Below are 20,599 nucleotides of genomic sequence, written 5' to 3' on the forward strand. Positions count from 1 at the left end.
TTCAGCTCAATTCTGCACAACTCTCTAAAACCCGACCGAAAAACTGACGTCCGTGCGAAAATAAATAGCGTAACTGTTTAATTGCTAGACCTGTTTTTTCGAGTTTAAGGAATCCAAAATGACTCTCCAATTAGGCGACACCGTTCCCAATTTCACACAACAAAGCACTGCTGGCGAGATTAACTTTTATGACTGGGCTGGCGACAGCTGGGTGGTCTTTTTCTCTCATCCCGCCGACTATACCCCCGTTTGCACAACCGAGCTGGGGGAAGTGGCCAAACTCAAACCCGAGTTCGAAAAACGAAGGGCCAAAGTCATTGCCTTGAGTGTAGACGATGTTAACTCCCACAACGGTTGGGTTGGGGATATTAACGAAACCCAAAGCACCACTGTCAACTATCCCATCATTGCCGATGCCGACAGTTCTGTGGCAAATCTCTACGGCATGATCCATCCCAACGCCAACGCCAAGGTGACTGTGCGAACAGTATTTGTCGTCGACCCCAACAAAAAACTGCGTTTGACCATTACCTATCCCCCCAGCACGGGCCGTAATTTTGACGAAATTTTGCGGGCGATCGACTCGTTGCAGTTAACTGATAACTACAGCGTCGCTACCCCTGTCAATTGGAAGGATGGTGAAGATGTTGTCGTCTCTCCCGCTATTTCCACTCCTGATGCCAAGCAGAAGTTCCCGAAAGGCGTCACGGAAATCAAGCCCTATCTGCGCATGACTCCCCAGCCCAATCGCTAGCCGAATCCGACTGCATTCCCCCAGGTTGCACTGATTAGAATGCCCATCTCGAACCCCTAGTACCCTGTCAGAAGAGGATTGATGGGTCGTAACGCCTGTCCCTCATATTTGGCGTGACAGTTTACTAGGGGTCTGTTGAAGAGTCTCTGTAGTCTGCTCGCGATCGGTAGGCAGGCTTGAAGGTACCTCGCTATTTGCGGTTGCTAAGCATCGCAAACCCAGTTGCTAAGCTGAATCCACCCACAAAGAGCCAAATATTAATAGAGCTCTGCTGATTGGCAGGTTCGAGGGCTGCAATGCCGATCGAAACAAGTCCCCAACCAATCAGGACCATTGATAAAACAATGATGGTATTGAGTTTAGATCTGCCCTCAACGGTACTGGGCTTGTTTTCAACTGGAGTCATGGGTTCGTCCATTTCGATCGACCTCGCTGTTAGCTAAATTCAGATGGAATGATGGTTGAGCCGCTGATCGTGCCAATTCCTATGCCTAGCAAGAGATAGCCAATTTGAGTTTCGCCCCCGTACAAGAGAAAGGCGCCCAGACCAATAATGGCAAAGCTAGCGGCGTATTTTAGATACATTTCGATCGCACTGCGCAGCCGCTGGCTGCGATCGATCCCCTCTTCCAATCTCTGTTGGTGTAGTTCCTTTTGGGCAGCGTTTAAAGCCTCAAACGCCTGAGTCACAATCCCGAGCTCCTCTTCAGCCTCAACATTGGCAAGCCGCTGGGCAACTTCCATACAGGCTCGATCCAGAGGGGTCTCTGCGATCGCCGGATAGAGCTTATCTCGAACCGGAATTTCCGTTCTCGGAATGGCCTTTCTGTGAGGCTTAGAGGCAGCTTCTAGTGTTTTTGTCATGTCTGCAGTGTTCCACTAGGTGATGACTTGCGAGATTGAATCGTTTGCAATTGGGGAGCGCAGATAGCTTCCAACCCCATAGGAGCTTCACACTCCTATTGTAGAGATGCAGTTCTGAGGAACCCAGTCGCTAGAGCTGATACCAGCCTAATGGATACGGTCTGCCGATTGGGAAAATAAGACCTGGTTCAACGCCGGGTTACAGTCTGAGAGGCGTTTTCGGAGAAAATCAGCAATCTTTCCGTCTGGTAGCGCGGGCGATCGCTCCCAAATGTGTGGCTTGCGCTCGCTTGGACATGGACCGGGTGCGGCAGTTGCACGGCGCGAGTGGGGCTGGCTGTTTCGATAAGCGCCGTTGCTATCGACGGCGATCGCATTACCGCAAGCGACTCGATCTCAATGTCAAGCGACGGGCGCAGTATTCTGCGGTGTTGGAGCCGGACTGTCTATAGGGAGCGCGACTCTTTCTGCGACTTCATGCGTTTGTGGGAGTTTACAGTCTATTCTGAGACTTCGACTTCGGACTAAAGTTCCAGCTTGTCCTCATCTTGAGAAAGTTCTGGTTGAGGGGTTTCTTCAATGAGATCTGGGGTCATGCTTTGGGAAGTGAATCCAGAAATTTCAAGGGCCTTCTCTCGTGAAAAGCCCCTTTGGAGTAACTTCTCGAAGACTTCGCGAGCTTTTTTCTGCTCACCTTTGAGCTCTCCTTCCAGCCTCCCTTCCAGCTTCCCTTCAGCAAAGACCTCCTTATAAACCCGAGTGTCTTCAAGTTTGGCAAAACCTAACATCTGCGCAACCTCCTACTTGGAAAGCGAGGGAAATCGTTCGATCGCCATTTCCTCAATCAATCCGATTATCTCCCCTTGGAGGGTGGGATCGTCAATGTTCTCACGAACGGAGCGAACCACCTGCGCAAACCGTTCCCCCGCTTGCGCGATCGGCTCGATGGACAGTCGCGCGATCGCGGCCCCCAAGGACAAGCCGCATTTTCCGGTTGACCAAGCAACTGTAAAAAACTCTCGGGATATTTGACAAACAACTGATAAAAGAACGAGTCGCTTTTCATACTTCGAGGTCCCTCTCACCCTTATCAACAAGCGAACCAAGCCCAACAGGTGCTCGATGAGTCCTTTGCACCCTCCCCTGATGACCAAGAGGTGCTGTTCCATCTGCCCATCACCAAGGCATGGCTATTCCAGTTCATCCTGGCATTGGTGCCGATCTGCCCCCGCAGACAGTCTGCGAGGTTTGCCTGCTCTACCGAAAACAGCCCACATCCCAGGCTTACTGGGAACGGTGGAATCTAATTGCATCGCGAGCTTTCAAGGCGGTTTCACCCGTTGATGGAGACTGTGGGTGAGGCCCTCACCCAGACCCCTAGGGCCAGCTCCCTGGTGGAGAATCTTAACTCCCGCTTGCGCAACTCTTTTTTCCTGCGCAAGACACTGAGCGACTCCTACTTGAGCCTGCTGCAGTTCTTCCTCAATCATCGCCGCTTCATCCGCAGTCAAATCCCCGAGCGGGCGGGCAAAAGCCCTACCGAGCTGATGACGGGGAGCGCTCATCCACACTGGCTCGAACTGCTGGGTTTCCAACGCTTCCAAAGAGCGTAATCCGAACCCGTATGTCTAGCCTGGTCATCCTCTAGTGATGGCCCGCTTTGTCGTAGAAGTGTTACCCAAAAATGCCCGCAATTGTGAACCACGCCGAAACTCCCGACTTCCTCCCATTGAATTTCTAGAGTGGGCGACAGTGCTAGAGCTGTAGGCTGATAATGATATTCTTCCCCCCTAAAAGATTTGAATTTGCCCGATTCCAAGAAGTTTTCTTTTGATATGTAACAAATAAATTTACATATGTTTTTCAATCATTAAAAAGACATTTTTAATACGCGATCTTACGGATTGAAATTACTGATTAATCAAATACTCTCAAAGCAGAATCTTAGATTTAGAGTGAGATAAACAGGAAAATATAGGTATATTTCTTGTTGGCAATACGGCTGTATCGCTCAATTTAGAAAGTGCCACTGAAGTCACCCTAAAGGTGAAGCATGCAACCGATCGCCCGGGATTAACTCGACAGGTCTAATAAGCCTATATCTCTTGTCCCAAAGGGTTTTGCTGCTTTTCGTCACGCCTCGTTTTCGAGTCTGCCGTTAAGTATTCTCACTGTGTATTTTGTCGTAAATGCGAACAGCGAACATGAATGACTCTAGCTTCTTTTTCTCTCTCAACTCCAAAACAACTGTCAATGGATCGACTTTTGAAGACGAGGATATTATTTTCTTTGATGGGCAATCCTTTAGTACCTTTTTTGATGGTTCAGATCTAGGCTTAGATGGTTTAGAAATTGATGCTTTCGATGTCATTAGTAATACGGAAATTCTGCTCTCATTTACTACCGAGACAACGATCGACGGCATTGCCATTGATGACTCCGATCTCGTCAAATTCACTGCCAGCCAGTTGGGCAACACCACAGAAGGCAGCTTCGAGCTGTTCTTTGACGCCAGCGATGTGGGGCTGACCGCCAGTTCTGAAGATGTGGATGGGGTACAAATGCTTGAGGATGGCAGCCTGCTGATTTCTACGGTCAGCCGAGCGACAGTACCGGGGGGCGTAGAAGTGAGGGATGAAGATGTCCTGCGCTTCGCTCCCGCCTCTCTGGGGAGCAATACCAGTGGCGTCTGGTCGATCTATGTGGACGGTAGCGATCTTGGCCTAGACACCAGTAGCAGTGAAGATGTCACGGCGATCGCTTTGGACGATGCAGGTAACCTTCACCTATCTACTTTGGGCAGCTTTTCGGTACCGGGGGTCAGTGGTGCCGATGAAGATGTTGTTGTCTTTACCCCTTCTTCTACAGGGCCAGTTACTGCGGGCAGTTTCCAGCCAGACTTATTTTTTGACGGTAGCCTTCTAGGCATCAGTGGCGATATTCGAGGGTTGGATCTGGCGATCGGATTTGGTGGAGGATCTGGCGGCGAATCTGAGCCGGTTAACAGCTCGCCCGTCGCCAGCGATGACAGTTTTATTCTGGATGCCGGGACTACCTTTACAGCCAGTGCGCCGGGGGTACTGGCCAATGACAGCGATGCCGATGGCGACCCACTTGCTGTGAATTTGCTCGGCGGTGTCAGCAACGGTTCTCTGGTCTTTAACAGTGACGGTTCTTTTAGCTACACCCCAGATGTGGGGTTCAGCGGTGCAGACAGCTTTAGCTACGCAGTTAGCGATGGGCTGGCCAGCGATAGTGCCACCGTCGAGCTAGTGGTGAATGCCCCAGTCACCTCTGAATTCAATATTGAGTTTGTCTTCACTGATGGCAACTTGACCCCGAGCCAACAGGCCATATTTGATGGCGCAGCGAGTCGCTGGGAAGAAATTATCACGGGCGATATCCCCGATGTTTTTGTGTCTGGCATTGGGCTCGTGGATGACTTGGCGATCGAGGTGAGCACCCCTTTCATTGATGGAGTCGGCAGCATCCTCGGTCAGGCGGGACCGACCAGCCTCCGTTCGGGCTCGTTTCTACCTGCAGCGGGTATTGTGCAATTCGATGCTGCCGATGTCAGCAACTTGGAGGCCAACGGCCAGCTAGATGAAGTGGTTTTGCACGAGATCGGCCACGTCTTGGGCATCGGTACCATTTGGGAGTTTACGGGTCTTTTGGTTGGGGGCGGCTCAGCCGATCCGCGCTTTGTCGGCCAGCAGGCCACAGCTGAGTACAACAGCATTTTTGGCCTCAATGAGTCCTCCGTTCCGGTCGAGAATACGGGCGGTCCGGGCACGCGAGATTCCCACTGGCGGGAGTCGATCTTCGATAACGAACTGCTGACGGGTTTTCTCGACTCCGGCAGGCCCAACCCCCTCAGCCGAATTACGGTCGGATCGCTCGCAGATTTAGGATACAGCGTGAATTTGGCTGCCGCCGATCCCTATTTGCCACCCTCTCTAGTGGCAGGGGCTCAGTTCGATGCTGCATTGACCGATCGAGAAGCCGCTTTTGCTGCTCGGGGCGCTAGGTTCGCGGCTCGGGAATCTGCCTTTGCTGCTCGGGGTGCTGCTGTATCGGGCCCTCCCTCGATCGAGGAGGAATTCTTGCCAGCGACTGCAAGCCCCGCTCAAATTATCCCGCTGACGGATATTGAACTGACCTTCGTCTAGCCCGAAGGGGATTTTGGCGGTTTGAGAGATTTGTAGAGGAGTAGTTGAGGACTCATCCCCAATGCAGTCCAAGGGTTGGGCTGACGACCCAGGGTGCTGTAGCCCGCTCGAGTATAGAGACTTCGAGCGGAACCATTGCTATCGAGTACGTGCAGGTAAATACACTCCCCTCCCCACCCGATCGCCACCGCTTCGGCCCCTACCAATAATTGGCTCGCTACTCCCTGCCGTCGCCAATGGGGCAGTACGGCTAAGTTGGCAATATAGGGATGGCGCTGGCGATCGCCCAATAGACTGGAAGACGTCCTGCGCAGGCCAATTTCTAACGTGCCCACCAGCCGTTCCCGCACCCAAGCTCCCAAACAGCAGTAATGGGGATTGCCCCCTTGCAAGCGGCGTCTGCTATCTTCCCGAATGCTCCAGCGCAACAGCGGCCACACCAGCCCCTGAACTCCCACTCGCGGATGAAACGATCGCGCTAAAACGTCGGCTATCTCGTCCAACTGCTCCAATCTCGCCGGATAGACCGAGACGGCGATCGCAGCGGGCCTCGATGGCGATTCCGAACGAGGCCGGGACGGTGAGGTCGGGGAGGGATCTCGATGGGAGGGGTGGGTGGTCATTGACAGATAAGCTCGACCCATTTAGATGGCAGCCGGAGCGCAATGCGATCGCAAGCTGTTGTTCTATCTCAGGGTAATTCCCTTTGCAAGTGCGAGGCTCCTGACGTTACCCACCGAAACCCATTAAAGTAGGAAAGTAAGCTCTATCCCCTGTTCGATCGCCATTCCAACCGAGCCCGTACCCACAGCCATGACGTCAACCGTTACTGCCACTCAGCCATACTCCACCACCACTGCCCCCGAGACCGAAGTCGCAGTGGGCATGTCCGGTGGTGTCGATAGTTCCACTGCCGCTGCGGTTCTGCAAGAGCAGGGCTATCGGGTGGAAGGGATTACCCTCTGGCTGATGAAGGGCAAGGGCCAATGCTGCTCGGAAGGCATGGTGGATGCCGTGCAAGTATGCGACCAATTGGGCGTTCCCCATCATGTCGTCGATTCTCGCGAGGCGTTTGAAAGCGCGATCGTCAATTATTTGGTCGAGGGCTATGCCGGTGGCACCACGCCTTTGCCCTGCTCTCGCTGCAATACGACGGTCAAATTTGGTCCCATGATTCACTATGCCCGCGAAACCTTGGGCATTGACACCATCGCCACCGGCCACTACGCTCGCATTCGCTATGCCCCCGAGGGCGATCGCTGGCAGTTATTGCGGGCGATCGATCGCAACAAAGACCAGTCCTATTTTCTCTACGATCTCAGACAGCAGCACCTAGCCCACACCCTGTTCCCATTAGGAGAATGGCCGAAGTCGGAAACCCGCCGCGTTGCCGCTCGACTCAACCTACATACGGCAGACAAACCCGAAAGCCAGGATTTGTGCTTGGTGGAAGCCCACGGTTCGATGCAATCGTTTTTGGATCGCTATATTCCCCCTGCTAAAGGGGAAATTGTCGATCTGTCGGGCCGAGTTCTGGGCTATCACGAGGGCGTGCATCACTACACCATCGGTCAGCGCAAAGGGTTAGGCATCGCTGCCCCCCAACCGCTATACGTCATTCGCCTCGATCCGGCCCTCAATCGCGTCGTGGTGGGGCCGCGAGAGCAGGCCACTCAGCCTGAGGCGATCGCCCGCAACGTCAATTGGGTATCGATGGAGCGCCCAGACGGCCCTCTGCGGGCCGAGGTGCAAATTCGCTATCGGTCTGAGCCCGTGCCGGCGACGATTACTCCCCTGCAGGACGATACTGGACGGCTATCCCGCGCCCGCATTGTCTTTGACGAGCCTCAGTTTGGCGTCACCCCCGGTCAGGCAGCCGTGTGGTATGACGGCGATCTGTTGTTAGGCGGTGGTTTATTGGAGCGGTGCATTGCATAGATCGCTCGTCCCTCAGGGCAAATGCATACTCAGGTCGAGAGAATAGTAAGCGATAGTTATTTTCCCATCCAGCATTGAGGCCAAGTGCCTAGAGGCCGCCTTTGGCGGAGGAATCCTGACGTAAGAGGTTGGAACCTACATACCAACCCAGATCTGGGGCAAATTGGCAAGACGTATCAGAGACGACATAAGACAATGGTCGGCAGAGGTCTGTCAGGAATCAGAGATTGAAATCGATGAAAGGCTTCGATAAACCTCGTCTAAGCAGAGACCCGTAGTTTTGAGAATGTGTCTATTAGACCCTCTCACTAGCGCTGTGGTTCGCTGCATTAGCCCCCTAAATCCCCCATTCTGGGGGACTTGAGGACAGTTCCAGTTGAGGGTTGGGAGGCGGGGAAGGCGATGGAGATCGGGATGATTAAAGTTGTAGAACGAAGCCAATAGCCTCTCGGAAGTCCCCCACTGGTGGGGGATTTAGGGGGCCGAGTGCAATGCCTGAAAACTCCAGATCTCAATTTGTGGTTGTTGGCGAGCCACTGCCCGACGATCCGCCTTACGTACGAGGATTGGCGAGCTCGGCACGTCTAGCGGTTGTCCGAGAGGTGGTTTACTTCTGGCGATCTTATGGAATAGAGAAGTTTTGCATCCTAACAGCTAGGTGGCTGAAGCGGTTGAAACGGTTTGAAGCAGACATCCAGCGTTATGTGGCCGCCGAACGACTTTCCCCTTTTGTTGAGGAAGCTGGCCTGCAGTTTTTGCATTATGTTGCTGGCGACAGTGACGCAGTCGTGGCAGCACTTGCCAGATTTGAGCTTGCTTTGCACGAAACCCGACTCGATTTGCACGAAGAACGAATTGTTGAGTGGCCCTGCGACCCGCAACCGATCTTGTCTGCCATTCTTGACGAGACTGAGATAACCATGCCGTTAGTCTCTCGCCGCCATCGCGTCAGGGTTAGCCGCAGCCTTCCTGGTGGATTCATGTCTGAATTGATTGACAATGCTCCAGACCGTTTTGAAGGAAATTGTCAGTAATCCTAGCAGCTCGACTCGTCAGCATCTAAGATTTGTCCGGGTTAAGGCTGACTGTTTACAACGCCGCACGCACGCGATCGCTCAACTGTACTTGTGTGGCGCTAAACCCAGCTTGTCTCAAGTGGGCGAGATAGGCACTGCTAGCATATCGTCCATCTAGCTGCAGGGCTCGGGTGTATGCCTGTCGGGCAGCAGCGGTCTCGTTCTGGCTCCAATGGGCGATCGCCAAGGCCACCCAAGCATGGGGATTGCCAGGTTCCAATACTGTTGCCTGTCGAGCGCTGTCAGCGGCCAAATCGTATTGCTGCAAGCGTTGATAGGCCAAACTCAAGTTGTAATGGGCAATTTCGTTGGCGGGATTTAACGCCGCTGCTGCGAGATGGGTTGCGACAGCAGCATCCAGATTCCCGCCGACGAGATAGACAATGCCTAGGGCGTTGAGGGCGGGCACAAACTCGGCATTGCGAGCGAGAGCCCCTTGCAAGGCAGCAATTGCCTCGGTCTCGCGCCCTGACAAATGCAGGGTCCAGCCTAAGATGACATGCCCGCCGAGATTGTTGGGGTCCAGTTCCACACTCGCTTGCAAGGCTGCGATCGCCTCTGGCATGCGACCCCGACCTCGCAATTCCAATCCTCGGATGCGCTGGCGCGCAGACTCGGCTTTATCCTCAGCGCTAGGTGTGGGCACTGGTGTGGGAGTCGGCTGAGGAGTAGCAGTTGGAGGAGTGGGGACAGTCGGGGCTGCTGGAGGTTGAGGGCTGCAACTGGCCGAGAGGGCGATTGTCAAGACAGCGATCGCCAGCTTCGAGAGCTTCATTCGCCGATCGCGTGAACGAGTAACTCGCGGGTGTAGGGGCGATCGCGATGTTCCCAAACATAAATGCCCTGCCAGGTACCCAACATCAGCCGCCCGTTGGCAATAGGGATGTGCTCGGAAGTGCTGGTGAGCGCGGTCCGAATATGGGCGGGCATATCGTCTGGACCTTCCATGCCGTGAGTGTAGCGCCCGTCTTCAGGCACCAAGCGGGCTAAAAACGCAGCTAAATCTCGCAGCACATCCGGGTCGGCATTCTCTTGAATCACCAAACTGGCGGAGGTATGCCGCAAAAATAGCGTACAGATCCCGGACTCAATGCCAGAAGCTTCCACTAATTCTGCGACTTCTGAGGTGACGGGGCTGAACGACTTGCCACTCGTCCGAATATTTAAAGAATCTCGATACTGTTTCATCCCAAGTCCCTTGCGATCGCAAGCCCCTAGAGGGCATTGTCAACTTAGCCGAGCATCGAAGAAATCGAGCGAGATAAAGCTGCTGACAAACTTTTCCCTGCTTTTCTGTCGTGGCGCCAGTCAACGGTCTGATTCAAACTGAGGGCGCTAGACAGGAGTTAGTTTAAGCCATAAAAGCCCCGGCAGGAGAGCATTGCTCCGAGCTCGCACAACCTGTCGAGGAAGCCCACAGCCACGGCTGGGGTGGTTGCCGTGGGTAGAGAGGAGCGAAGGAATTAATTTACTCTGGCGCGGAAGCGAATGAAGCCGTAGGAATCGACTGGATCGCCAGGTGCTGTTGCATGGGGGATATCGCCAATTTGAACGATCGCAGCACCGTTGTCGTTGACGGCACTACAGATATCTGGGGATGGCGTGATGTTGGGCGGAAAAAATTGCCCTTCGTCGGTATCGAGGTTGTTGGTCAGGAATGTTTCTAAAACATTGGTAATGTCGGCAAGGGGAGCGCTCCCGCTGCCGACCCCCAGAGCAATTCCTCGAATATTGCCGGGATTGCTGCTGTAAGCATCTGGAACAAAGGTCATTCCGGCAGGGACGAGATCGCAGATGTTGACGTTAGCGGCATTTTCCTCGCCAGTAGACAGGAAGTAGATGGTGTATTCGACTTCATCGCCCGGTTCCACTTGCCCGCCATCAATGGTCCCTCTGAGAAAATCGTTAATTGCATCTCCTGGCGTGCCATTTGAGTCGGGCCAGTTAGGGTTGTTGTCGTCACCACTTTGGGGGCTAGCGGTATCGTCCACAAACGTATCCAAGCCTGCTGTGCTGCCGTTAATGCGAGTGATGCGTTTGACTAATAGAAGCTGGGGAGCAGTAGCAACAGTGTCGATCGCAATTGTGGTGGTGGCAGTATTGCTGGTTTGAGCATCCGTATCGGTAACGGTGAAGGTAATGGAGCGATCGCTCGTATTGGTCGAAGTCGTGTCGAACTGGAGCAATTCCAGAGCTAACTCGTAATTTGTCAGAGATGCATTGCCCGTCAAAACCAAGTTGCTGCTTGTCGAAGCACCATCGAGGGCAATTCCCAATGAAGCCAAGCTAGTAGCGGTCTCATCGACCGAAATGGCATCGCCAGTCTGAGCGTTGGTTAACGCGATCGCGGCACCGGAAAGTTGGATACTGTCGTTATCTGTAATAACGGTATCGAGGCTTTCGTCACTAGTGTCGATATCGACAATGGCGATCGCCGAACCGCCAACGGTATAACTGGTCTCGAAACCGCTATTGGTTGCTCCCGAGCTATCATCTCCGTCTAGGTCGATGGCGGGCGGAACTCCAATAGTGGCTGCAATCGTGACTGGATAATCTTCTACTTCACCGTCAACGGCAATCCCTGTGGCTCGATCGTCAAAACCTAAACTGGTTAATATATCTAGGAGAATATCGGTTGTAATGCGGAATCGAGCAAAAGTATTTCCTGCCTGAATATCTGGACCCGTACCGCCAATATTATTCCAGGTTAAATCTACGCTGGTCATTCCTTCACTGACAGTAGCAATTGCCGCTTCATCTTGTTGAAATTGACCATCGCCGTCAAAGTCAATCCAGCCCAGTAAAGTAGCATCTGGGTCGAGATCTAAGGTGGGATCGTTGCGGACGGGAACGCTGAGGGTAAAGCTAGTGCTGGTGGCAGTTAGTGCAGAAAAAGAACTGGAAGTAAAAGCATCTTCATCGTCGATGCCGTTATTATCATCCCCAGTGCCATCCAAGGGAGTATCGGCGTCAACTTCTCCATCAGGAGCGATAGTCCCCAGATATACGCCATTAGAGACTCCGTGAATAGCACCAATAGATCCAATCAAATTATTAATATCGAGCAAATTAGTACTATTGAGAGCGAGCAAGTCTGTTCCATAGGTGTCAGGAGCATCGCCAAAGTCTAGTAAGGGTAAGGTCACTGAAAAATTAGCACTGGCTTCTTGACGATGGAAAATTGCATCTCCATTAATTGGATCGCCGTCAATATCGCCATTGGTTGTGCCTGAATTATCAACTGTGTATAAGTCTCTTAAGGTTGTTCCCGGTTGATAGACAACATTCTGAGTTTCTGTGCGCCCATCAGTATCGCCGAATGTGACACTGATAATTTCATCCGGCGAAGTCACCGCAACAGTGACAGGTATTCTAACTTTGAGAGTCCCACCTATAGGAAAAGAGCCATTATTAGTACCAGTTATCCCATTCAAAAGAGTTCCAGTCGCTTCTCCTCCACCGCCTTGAGTGACAAAAATACTTTCCGTAGTTAAATCTATAGCTGAAGTTCCGGTGCCATCTGGATCGTATTCAATAAGCTGTATGTCACCAGACTGAGTTCCTCCGACGATTTCCGAAGGTGCATCTGGGATAAAGAACTGGGTTGGATCGTTCCCTTCATTTCTGATTGTAAAAATAAAATCGATGCCGTCTCCTATCTCAATTAGACCGTCGTCGATCGCGCCATTACTCACTACTGAAATACCGGCTTGCTCCGAGGCAGGTGCGATCGCAATTGTGGTGGTGGCAGTATTACTGGTTTGAGCATCCGTATCGGTGACCGTGAAGGCGATGGAGCGATCGCTCGTATCGGTTGAAGTCGTGTCGAACTGGAGCAATTCCAGAGCTGCTTCGTAATACGCTAGAGACGTATCGCCCGTCAAAATCAGGTTGGTGCTAGTCGAAGCACCATCAAAGTCGATCGAGAGACTACCGCCACCACCGCCACCGCCGCCACCGCGCTGAGCTAGAGCCACAGAGGCAGACAGTGTCATGGCGATCGCGATCGCCAGCGAGAGCGAACCGTAGCGGAAGCAACGCCAGCGATCGCAGCCGAGTCCGGCAAAAAGGGTGGGTAAATGGAACTTTTTCACGGCTGTTTGATAGTTGTGATAACAACAGAAGAAAGCAAAAATCCTCTTTCGGGAGAGACAAGCTAGCGAACAATCGCCTTAGCGATCGCCACTGTTGCCGTCAACCCGAAGGCTGCGAGCCACGTAATGAACGGTTGGCGCGCTGAAAACGAGCAGAGGTGTTTCCGAATCTGTCAGGCTAGCGATTTCGGGTACCCGAACGGTACTCTCGGTAGAGTCTCCGGCTTTGAGTTCAGTTGCGATCGTCCAGAAACTGAAACAGGCTAGGGCGAGCGCGACCAGATGCATACCTTCAACAACACCTGGGCATTGCCATACTTTTTGGACAACAGATTGTATCAGGCGGTTCACAATTAAGCTCCTTCTGGTTTTCCAATTAGCAAATCTATGTGCCAAAATCCTGTCAAACTCCTCACAGCTTGTTTAAGGCCCGCCACCCCGAACGCTCAGTGAATTTGTCAGCTTCTGACAGTGCGGCTCGCGAGCCAAAAACTCTGCGGCATCTTCTTCGGATAGCGTTACTCCATCGAGAGATTGCACCACCGCCACTCTGGAGGGCTCCGAAGTGCCGTAGCGCGGATGAGTGGCGATCGCACTTACACCACTACCGACGGGCACGCTAAGTTCAAAACTGAACCGTCCATCCTCTCCGGCTGTCGTCGTTCTAACCTGTTGCTGCAACGGAGCGTAGCCGCTCCCGGTCGGGTTATCAACTAGATAGAGGTCCACCTCCGAGTCGGGCTCGGCAATACCGTCGAGGACAACCGTGCCGCCCAGACTGAAAAACTCGGGGCTGAGCCATTGCGGCGCGTCAATCGCGCCATTGGCCGTATCTCTGCGACGATTGCGAGAATCGCAGGGCAAATTGGGACCGTCACCCACCTGAAGCTCCTGCACGCCCCCATGACGGCGCGCCACCAAATCGATGCTGAGGCCGTCGAGATCGGCAAAGCAGTTGCCCCGAATCACATTGCCCTCGCTGTGGGGATAGGCGGCGATCGCCACCCCCGGACCGGGCTGTCCGGCAATGGAGTTATCCCTCACCTGGTGGTCGCGACCCACGAGATAAACTGCTGCCCGCTCCAGCCGACGACCGTTTTGAATCATGCGGTTTTGCTCGATCCGCACAGCCCCTTCCGTGCCGAACAGATAAACCCCGCTGCCACCATTGCCCTCGATCGAATTGCCCACAATCTCGGAACCAGCAATGTTCCCTTCCAACCGAATTGCGTCAGGCATACCCGCGCGCCCGTTCTCGACAATGGTGTTGCCAATCGCCCGCAGATTTTTGGCCCGCAGCCCCGACAGAATCGCGCTGCCATTGTGTCGAGCAATGTAATTGCTCTCAATCAACACCCCCTGGCTGTTAAACGCAAAAATGCCAAACGCCGAAGTCCGCTCCGATTGACCGGCACGGGGAGCCACCCCCAGCCAATTGCCGGAAATAGTCACACCCTGCGGCGGGGCATCCAATTGCAGATCGGTCGGAATCTGCACAGCGAATTCGGGGGCCGGACTGTCCTGCAACAGCAGGCGATCGCTAATGAAAATATCGGCGGGAGGTGCCGTCGCCGTCGCCCGGTGAGCGGCATTAAAGCCATACAGGCTCAAGCCTTGAATCGTGATGCCATCGGCCATCACCATCAAGCCGCGCGGCACCTCAACCCCATCTGCTGGGGCGATCGCCACCTTTGGAGTTTCAATATCGACCTCCAGATCGGCGGCACTGGCGGCAAACGCCGGTTGAGTGGTCCCGTCCAAGATGAGATTCGGGCGGGCTAGAGGCGGCAACAGCTCGGCGAGATAAATGGTGGTTTGGCCCAGCGGCAAATCGAACTCGATGCGAGTGGGCTGGCCCGGATCTGAGACGATCGCTTGGGCTCGTTCCTCAACACTCAGTTGCTGCAGTGGCAACACTCCGTTCGTCACCGCGATCGCTTCTCGCAAGGTCAGCTCGCGATCGGCTTGGATGGGGCCATCTGAGTTGCTGTTAACCACCAATCGCATGGGAGGAGCGATATCTGCAGCTCTAGCTGCGATAGGGACTACGGCACACAATGCTGCTCCTAAGGCCAGCGGGAAAAGTCCTCGCGAGAATTTTGTCCGCTCCCACAGCAAGTCCTGCGGATCGACGGCTGGATAAATGGTTAATCGAGTCATTCTTCCTCACCTCCAACTTCTGCTGCAGCGATCTCGGCAATCGCCTCCGAATTCTCTTCCTGTGCGACGGCTTCCGATGCCGAACCGTCCTCTCGGGCGAATTGAATTTGGGATTCTTGCTGTTGGGGAGGGGCAATGTCCTGGCGACCAAAGCCCCCAAACAGTTCGTTCACCTTGAAGTTGATGCCTGCGAAGAATCCCCCAGCCGTCCTCTCAGTGCTAAAGTCGCGATCGAAGGCGCCGCCGCCGCTGTAGCCCACGGCCAAGCGCAGGTCTGGAGTCAGGTGGTAGCCCAATTCAGCGGTGTAGCCATACTCGGAAAAACTGGCTGTGGGCTGGGTAATGAAGCGCCCTTCGACACTGGCATCCCAGCGAAAGCCAAACCGATGGGTGGCCCGCGCTTGGGTGAGATAGAGCTGGCTGCTGGCGGAGAAATCTTCAGCCAGATCGGTGGTGCTGTAGCGGACGCCTGCCTTACCGTAAAACTCCCAGTTCCAGACAGGGGCGTAAATGGCCTCTGTCACCAGCAGGTGATCTCTGGAGCCCGTGCCGCTGCCCAGCAAAAGGGTATCGGGAATGGTGGAGGGATTGTCGCGAAACTCGTAGCGGGCGAGCAGGTTGAAGCGATCGCTATTGGGATTGCGATAGGCGAAGCCCAGTCTGAAATTGGTGCTGGGGTCGAGGTCGTTGGGGCCTGTGGTGGTGGCACTGGCCCGCTCGAAGCTCATCAAGGCGGTGAGGGCCGGAGACAGTTTGCCGCTGGCGGCAGCGGAGAGGACCGTATTGCTGCCACTGGTGTTGTCACTGCGCTGCAGGCCGATACTGGCATTGAAATTTGGATTATCGGTGTATTCCAGCGATACCGCGTAGCTGTTACCGGAGTCGAAACCCAGTCCCGAAGTCTGACCGGTCAGAAAGGGCACTGCAGTGCTCTCTCCCGCGCCACTGAGAAAACTGCCGGTGAAGGTGCGCTCGTAGGCCAAATCGAGGTAGAGCCCAGGTGCAACTGTCCAATTGCTGTTGAGGCCGATCGCCGCTTGCTGGGCTGCCGCGCTACTTCCCCCCACCAGCGAATAGCGCCCGTAGGCACTGGTGTTGGCAAACAGGTGGCGCTCGCCCGTCACGTCCAAGCTGGTGAACGACTGCCCCGCAAATTGTCCGTTGGTGTACCAGGTCTGAGATAGACCCACTGTCAGGCCGTCTGCAATGGCGTAATCGATGCCCACCTGCGTGCGATCGGGAAAGGCCACATCGGTGTTATTCGAAACCATCAGATCGTTGAGGGCGCGCAGCGTAATCCGATCGGTCACTTGGTAGGAAATGCGCGAACTCAGTTGACTGGAGGTGGCGGACAGATCGCCGAGGCGATCGACGCGATCGCGATAGTTGTAATCGAGATTGAGGACGGCAGGACCGAGAATCTGCTGCACTCCGGCACTAATTGTCGTCAGGGAGTTGTCGACTTCTGTCCCCCCAGTCGTCGCCAGCGCGGAGCCGAAGAGATCTTCAAACCCAGTCGGGATAACGGGGGCAACGCCAAAGTTATCTTCGCGATCGTAGCCAAAGTTGAGGAACGTATTTTCGGCCACGCGAGCTTGCAGGTCGACCCCGTAGCGCCGCTGACCCGGCACAAAACTCACTGTAGCGTCGTTGGAAAACCCTTCCGAGGCTTCGCGGAAATAGGCTCTGCCGACAACTGAGTCACCGAAGGCTTTCTGCACTTCGATGCGATAGGCATCCCCATCGACAGAGGCTAAATCAGAGGCATTGGTTGATTGAGCGTATTCGGCAATGACATGGCCGTCATCTCCGAGGGAGATATAGGCATCGGCACCGAAAAGCTCGAAATCGCGCAGTCCCTGGTTTTCTTGCAGATAAGTGGCCCCAACCCAACTTTCGCGTCCCGGTATTCGCGAGAAGTGATAGCGGGTCCGCACGCCGAACAAATCGGTATCGTCTCCCCCCGCAGATTCGAACTGGTAGGTGGCCACAATGCGCCGCACTAAGACGGTGCCGTCGTCGGCGATTTCTTTGCGCAGCACCGGCCCGCGAAATAAAATCGTGCCGCGATCGTAGTCAATGAAGTAATCAATATCGCGTCTGAGCTGAACGCGCTCGATCGCCGTACCGGGTCTTAACTGTTCCTCTAGTTCGAAAACAATATCTTCACTTCCGGGCACGAGCAGCCGGTTGGAGAGAAAGTAAAATCCGCTGGTGCCATCGGGAGCGATCGCATCCCGCTCGAAGCCATCGGTGTCGCGACTGAAAAAGCCCGACACCTGAAAATTGCCCAAAGTGTAGTTGGCACTCAAGCCGTGCAGATTGCGGTTGACAGCAGAGAATTCCTGCGATTGGAGCGAAAACTCGTCAGTGCTGAAATTACCCCACTGGATGTAGTCGGCTTCTGCTCCCCGGACCGGCGAAGAGCGCTCGAAGCGCAAAAAGACGCGATCGCCTGACGAGAAGGTACGCTCGGTGGTCGAGCTGTCTCCATAGACCTGATAGACCTGCTCGCTAAATTGGGTATCCCCCGATAGGCTTTCGACGCCGTCGCCATCTTCGTTCAAACTGCGCTCGCTATTGTAGGCTCCCGTAAACAACCACTCCCCCACGCGGCCGGTGGCAAACACTGCCCCATCGAGATCGATAGCGTTGCTGTTGTCTTCGTCGAGGGGCAGAAAATCGCGAAAGCTATCGAAAAAGTCGGTGCCGCGAGCCCCCACCCGCAAATTGATCGAGCCTGTGGCAATGCTAGGCCGCAAAAAGGCCTTCTGCTCCAACTGTAGGCTGGCTTGCAATTGGTTGCTGGTGGCCTGAATGGCAATCATTTCAGCGGTCAAACCAGCCCGCAGTTCTGCCATAAATTGACCCCGTTCGGCCTGTACTTGAAATCCGGAGGCGCTGGGGTCTATATCGTTGCCGACAAACTCGCCTGCACTCGCATTGAGGGTCACTGTCGCGGTGTGGTTCGAGCGGTTGCCACTGTCATCCATCAGTTCGCCCACCAGGGTGGCGGTGGAGCGTCCATCGGCTTGCAGGCTGAGGATATCGCTGCTGAGATGAATGCTGGTGGGGGCACCGCGCAGGAATACCACGGTTGAGGCCAGCACTTGGCCGTCCGCCGAGACAACCTCAATAATGTTGCGATCGCCCTCTACAACGACGCTGTACCAAGTTTGTGTGACTGTACCGGTCTGGGCATCTGTTTCCGTGCGGCCAATTTGGTTGGCATCGACGGTTTTGCCATTGACTTGCAACGTCAACGCGCGACCTTCGGGGTATTGAACGATGACTGAAGTGGCGGGGACATCGAGGATGCTGCCCGGACGCAGGTTCAGAATGGATACGCCTACAGACGAGCTGCCCAGTTCTTCTGGATTGACTCCCTCCGATGGGGGAGAAATCGCGATATCGGCTGGCACAGCGGGGGTGGGGGTCGGCGCAGGCACTGCGATCGCCGCAGTACTTGCCTCTGAGGGCGTGCGAGTGACGGCAGAATCGCTAATCGATACCGGCTCTGCACTCGGCAGGGCGATCGCCGGTTGTTGGCTGACTTTATCGGCTACAGAGGTAGCAGACTCGCCACCGACAAAATCGAATAGATTGGGGGCGACTTGGCGATCGCCTTCTAGCTCGGCGGCTCCAACATTGCTCCGTTCAGCTAAATCGAGCAGGTCGGGAGTCGCTTCGGACTCTTGCTGTCCGGCTAAATCGAACAGGTTGGGGACAGCTTCGCGATCGCTCTGCTCGACTAAATCGAATAGGTTGAGGGGGTGAGAAGTCGTCGAGCCCGCAGTTTCCTGGGCACCCACCGCACCGATTTGCGCTGCCGCCGGATAGCTCCAACCCACAATCGCCATTAGCGCTCCCAGGAGGACAACGCGCAGCGCACCCGTTGTGTCTAGCAAGAAATATAGTTTCACGGCTGTACTTCTGCGTTAAACGTTGGCGTAACCGCAAAATTCATCCGAACGGTGCTGCCAGGAGCAAGGCGAACCAGGCGAGATTGGCTATTGCGTTCGATAAAGCGACGGTTGGGGGCCAATGTGTATCCAGGTAGGCTGGTCAAGTCGATGACCCCTGTCCGATTCCCCGGCAATACGTTCGTGACAGAAAACAGTCCGTCGGGATCGGTGGTAATGCGAGTGCCGCCATCGAGAAAAATCACGGCATTCGGGACGCCGGGTTCACCCGGCTGTTGCTCGCCATCAAAATTGCGATCGACAAAGACTCGACCCAAGATGGTGCCTTCATCGGAGAGCAACCCCCCTCGGATGCGAATTCGATAAATGGCCGGTCCCGCACTCACGGGCTGTCGGTTATCCGATCGCAGGGCGGAAACGCTGGCCGAGTTTTCCCCCGACCCCCGCAGCGCGTCTGGATTGACTTCAACGGCATAGGCAATTTCCAGAAACTCACCTGTAGGCAGTGGAGCGGGCAAGGTGAAGCTAACGGTGCGATCGCTGCCTCGGGCGATGCCCAGCTCGACCGCCTCGCCCGCCGCCTTTGCCCGGACCGATTCGTCAATCAAGTTGAATCCGGCGGGGAGGGCGTCAGACACAACGAGACTGTCTAGGCTCGTTAACAGGGTGTTTTCGACTTCAATTCGGTAGATGACAATATCGCCGGGGGATGCGCTGGCGCGATCGCCCGTTTTGGTAATTCGAATCGGCTCGCGATCGCAGACGGAAATATCGAGGTCGGCAAATGTCACCACCAAACTGGTACTGGTGATGTCTGTAGACGCCACAAAACTCGATTGCGTTGTAGCGCTATCCGCGCGAATCGGCAGGCCATCGAGAGCCGTCGCAGTAAAGGGATAGAGACCATCATCTGTCAGTGCGCCGATCTCGATGCGAATCTCTCGGCGATCGAGCGGCGAGCTGGCGGGTGGAGTCACCCGCAGAATGTAGGAGCTGCCGGGGTCGAGCTGGCCTCGGTCTGGGTCGAGTAAAAAGTTAAAGCGACCTTCGTTGAACGCCTGGGTGGGCTGGGGGTTGGCGTTGAGTACGTTAGGAGCAAAGCCCTCTGGAAGATTGAGGTTGTCGGGAGGGGCGGGGTCTTCGGTTGGCGTGAGCGACACCAAGCCCCCAGCAAGATTGGGATTGCCGGGGGCGGTATTGAATAGGGCAACAGAGAAGCCTGAAGTGCTGGGTAATGATTCGCCATCGCAGCCCAATACCTGTCCGAACGGATCGACCAAATTAGCGATCGCTCTAGCATCGCGCGATCGCCCCTGAATCGGATTCCCCGTTGGAGTGCTATAGGTCGCACTGGCAGTATTGCCTAAATTCGTCACGATGACGGGGTTCTCTGGGGCTGCAGTCTCGGTTTGCGCCAGGGGAGGAACGGACACGAGCCAGAGGCTGAAAGCAACGATCGCCGTGACGCAAAGCTGCAAGCCGCGCCGCAGCGCTCGAAACTTCCGTGTCGGTAAAGCAAAGTTCATCATGATGCGCTCGAAACGATGGCGGAACTGACCAGCGGGAGGTCGGCACAAACCGAGCTGCCCATCGCGGGCAGTCATGGGGGCTGCTGATGGAA

At 54.7% G+C, this 20,599-nt stretch carries 18 protein-coding genes; 6 read left to right on the plus strand and 12 right to left on the minus strand.

Annotated features, from left to right (window positions below; all coding sequences use genetic code 11):
- Window positions 1-118: 118 nt before the first annotated feature.
- Window positions 119-754 (plus strand): peroxiredoxin, encoded by a 636-nt coding sequence (locus SYN7336_RS09730; protein ID WP_017325748.1) that lies wholly within the window; start codon window positions 119-121, stop codon window positions 752-754.
- A 190-nt stretch (window positions 755-944) separates the two neighbouring features.
- Here SYN7336_RS09730 and SYN7336_RS09735 read toward each other — a convergent pair whose 3' ends face one another.
- Both SYN7336_RS09735 and SYN7336_RS09740 read right to left on the minus strand, forming a co-directional pair.
- Window positions 945-1,160, minus strand: a complete 216-nt coding sequence (locus SYN7336_RS09735; RefSeq protein WP_162139103.1) for a hypothetical protein — start codon at window positions 1,158-1,160, stop codon at window positions 945-947.
- 29 nt (window positions 1,161-1,189) lie between these two features.
- A complete protein-coding gene (locus SYN7336_RS09740; RefSeq protein ID WP_017325750.1) occupies window positions 1,190-1,618 on the minus strand; it encodes a hypothetical protein in 429 nt (142 codons plus the stop codon).
- A gap of 275 nt (window positions 1,619-1,893) precedes the next feature.
- Between SYN7336_RS09740 and SYN7336_RS30760 the strand changes: the two genes are divergently transcribed.
- Window positions 1,894-2,070, plus strand: coding sequence for a hypothetical protein (locus SYN7336_RS30760; protein WP_156820099.1), 177 nt, complete (start codon window positions 1,894-1,896; stop codon window positions 2,068-2,070).
- A gap of 72 nt (window positions 2,071-2,142) precedes the next feature.
- Here SYN7336_RS30760 and SYN7336_RS32245 read toward each other — a convergent pair whose 3' ends face one another.
- Window positions 2,143-2,406: a hypothetical protein gene (locus SYN7336_RS32245; protein ID WP_017325752.1), complete on the minus strand. Its 264-nt coding sequence runs from the start codon at window positions 2,404-2,406 to the stop codon at window positions 2,143-2,145.
- Window positions 2,407-2,418: 12 nt separating this feature from the next.
- The gene (locus tag SYN7336_RS32250) at window positions 2,419-2,598 is read right to left on the minus strand and encodes an Rpn family recombination-promoting nuclease/putative transposase (protein WP_227498633.1); all 180 of its coding nucleotides are present in this window, start codon (window positions 2,596-2,598) and stop codon (window positions 2,419-2,421) included.
- Between the two features lie 363 nt (window positions 2,599-2,961).
- Between SYN7336_RS32250 and SYN7336_RS09760 the strand changes: the two genes are divergently transcribed.
- Together SYN7336_RS09760 and SYN7336_RS27870 are read left to right on the plus strand one after the other, a co-directional pair.
- A complete protein-coding gene (locus SYN7336_RS09760; protein ID WP_017325754.1) occupies window positions 2,962-3,231 on the plus strand; it encodes a hypothetical protein in 270 nt (89 codons plus the stop codon).
- Window positions 3,232-3,822: 591 nt separating this feature from the next.
- On the plus strand, window positions 3,823-5,787 hold the full coding sequence (locus SYN7336_RS27870) for an Ig-like domain-containing protein (RefSeq protein ID WP_017325755.1): 1,965 nt from the start codon (window positions 3,823-3,825) through the stop codon (window positions 5,785-5,787).
- Here the strand turns inward: SYN7336_RS27870 and SYN7336_RS25230 are convergent.
- Window positions 5,784-6,410, minus strand: coding sequence for a GNAT family N-acetyltransferase (locus tag SYN7336_RS25230; RefSeq protein ID WP_071590875.1), 627 nt, complete (start codon window positions 6,408-6,410; stop codon window positions 5,784-5,786). The genes SYN7336_RS27870 and SYN7336_RS25230 overlap by 4 nt on opposite strands.
- A 190-nt stretch (window positions 6,411-6,600) precedes the next feature.
- Here SYN7336_RS25230 and mnmA point away from each other — a divergent pair, with 190 nt between their 5' ends.
- Complete coding sequence (gene mnmA / locus SYN7336_RS09775; protein ID WP_017325757.1) at window positions 6,601-7,725, plus strand: tRNA 2-thiouridine(34) synthase MnmA; 1,125 nt, start codon at window positions 6,601-6,603, stop codon at window positions 7,723-7,725.
- Between the two features lie 491 nt (window positions 7,726-8,216).
- Window positions 8,217-8,759: a hypothetical protein gene (locus SYN7336_RS25235; protein WP_038025865.1), complete on the plus strand. Its 543-nt coding sequence runs from the start codon at window positions 8,217-8,219 to the stop codon at window positions 8,757-8,759.
- A 55-nt stretch (window positions 8,760-8,814) separates the two neighbouring features.
- On the opposite strand, the gene SYN7336_RS09785 is transcribed toward SYN7336_RS25235, so the two are convergent.
- The 7 genes from SYN7336_RS09785 to SYN7336_RS25245 form a co-directional block, all read right to left on the minus strand.
- The gene (locus tag SYN7336_RS09785) at window positions 8,815-9,576 is read right to left on the minus strand and encodes a tetratricopeptide repeat protein (RefSeq protein WP_017325759.1); all 762 of its coding nucleotides are present in this window, start codon (window positions 9,574-9,576) and stop codon (window positions 8,815-8,817) included.
- Window positions 9,573-9,989 (minus strand): secondary thiamine-phosphate synthase enzyme YjbQ, encoded by a 417-nt coding sequence (locus SYN7336_RS09790; RefSeq protein WP_017325760.1) that lies wholly within the window; start codon window positions 9,987-9,989, stop codon window positions 9,573-9,575. Before SYN7336_RS09790 ends, SYN7336_RS09785 begins: the two co-directional genes overlap by 4 nt.
- Window positions 9,990-10,264: 275 nt before the next feature.
- Window positions 10,265-12,895 carry a GEVED domain-containing protein gene (locus SYN7336_RS09795; RefSeq protein ID WP_017325761.1) on the minus strand — a complete coding sequence of 877 codons (2,631 nt, stop codon included), beginning with the start codon at window positions 12,893-12,895 and terminating at the stop codon, window positions 10,265-10,267.
- A 78-nt stretch (window positions 12,896-12,973) separates the two neighbouring features.
- Complete coding sequence (locus SYN7336_RS09800) at window positions 12,974-13,183, minus strand: hypothetical protein (RefSeq protein WP_017325762.1); 210 nt, start codon at window positions 13,181-13,183, stop codon at window positions 12,974-12,976.
- A gap of 135 nt (window positions 13,184-13,318) precedes the next feature.
- On the minus strand, window positions 13,319-15,055 hold the full coding sequence (locus SYN7336_RS25240) for a right-handed parallel beta-helix repeat-containing protein (RefSeq protein WP_017325763.1): 1,737 nt from the start codon (window positions 15,053-15,055) through the stop codon (window positions 13,319-13,321).
- Window positions 15,052-18,978: a TonB-dependent receptor gene (locus tag SYN7336_RS09810; protein WP_156820100.1), complete on the minus strand. Its 3,927-nt coding sequence runs from the start codon at window positions 18,976-18,978 to the stop codon at window positions 15,052-15,054. Before SYN7336_RS09810 ends, SYN7336_RS25240 begins: the two co-directional genes overlap by 4 nt.
- Complete coding sequence (locus tag SYN7336_RS25245) at window positions 18,975-20,582, minus strand: DUF11 domain-containing protein (RefSeq protein ID WP_017325765.1); 1,608 nt, start codon at window positions 20,580-20,582, stop codon at window positions 18,975-18,977. The genes SYN7336_RS09810 and SYN7336_RS25245 overlap by 4 nt, the downstream gene beginning before the upstream one ends.
- Window positions 20,583-20,599: the final 17 nt, after the last annotated feature.

Origin of the sequence: Synechococcus sp. PCC 7336, assembly GCF_000332275.1 — a bacterium.
In the GTDB taxonomy this organism is placed as follows: Bacteria; Cyanobacteriota; Cyanobacteriia; order Thermostichales; family PCC-7336; genus PCC-7336.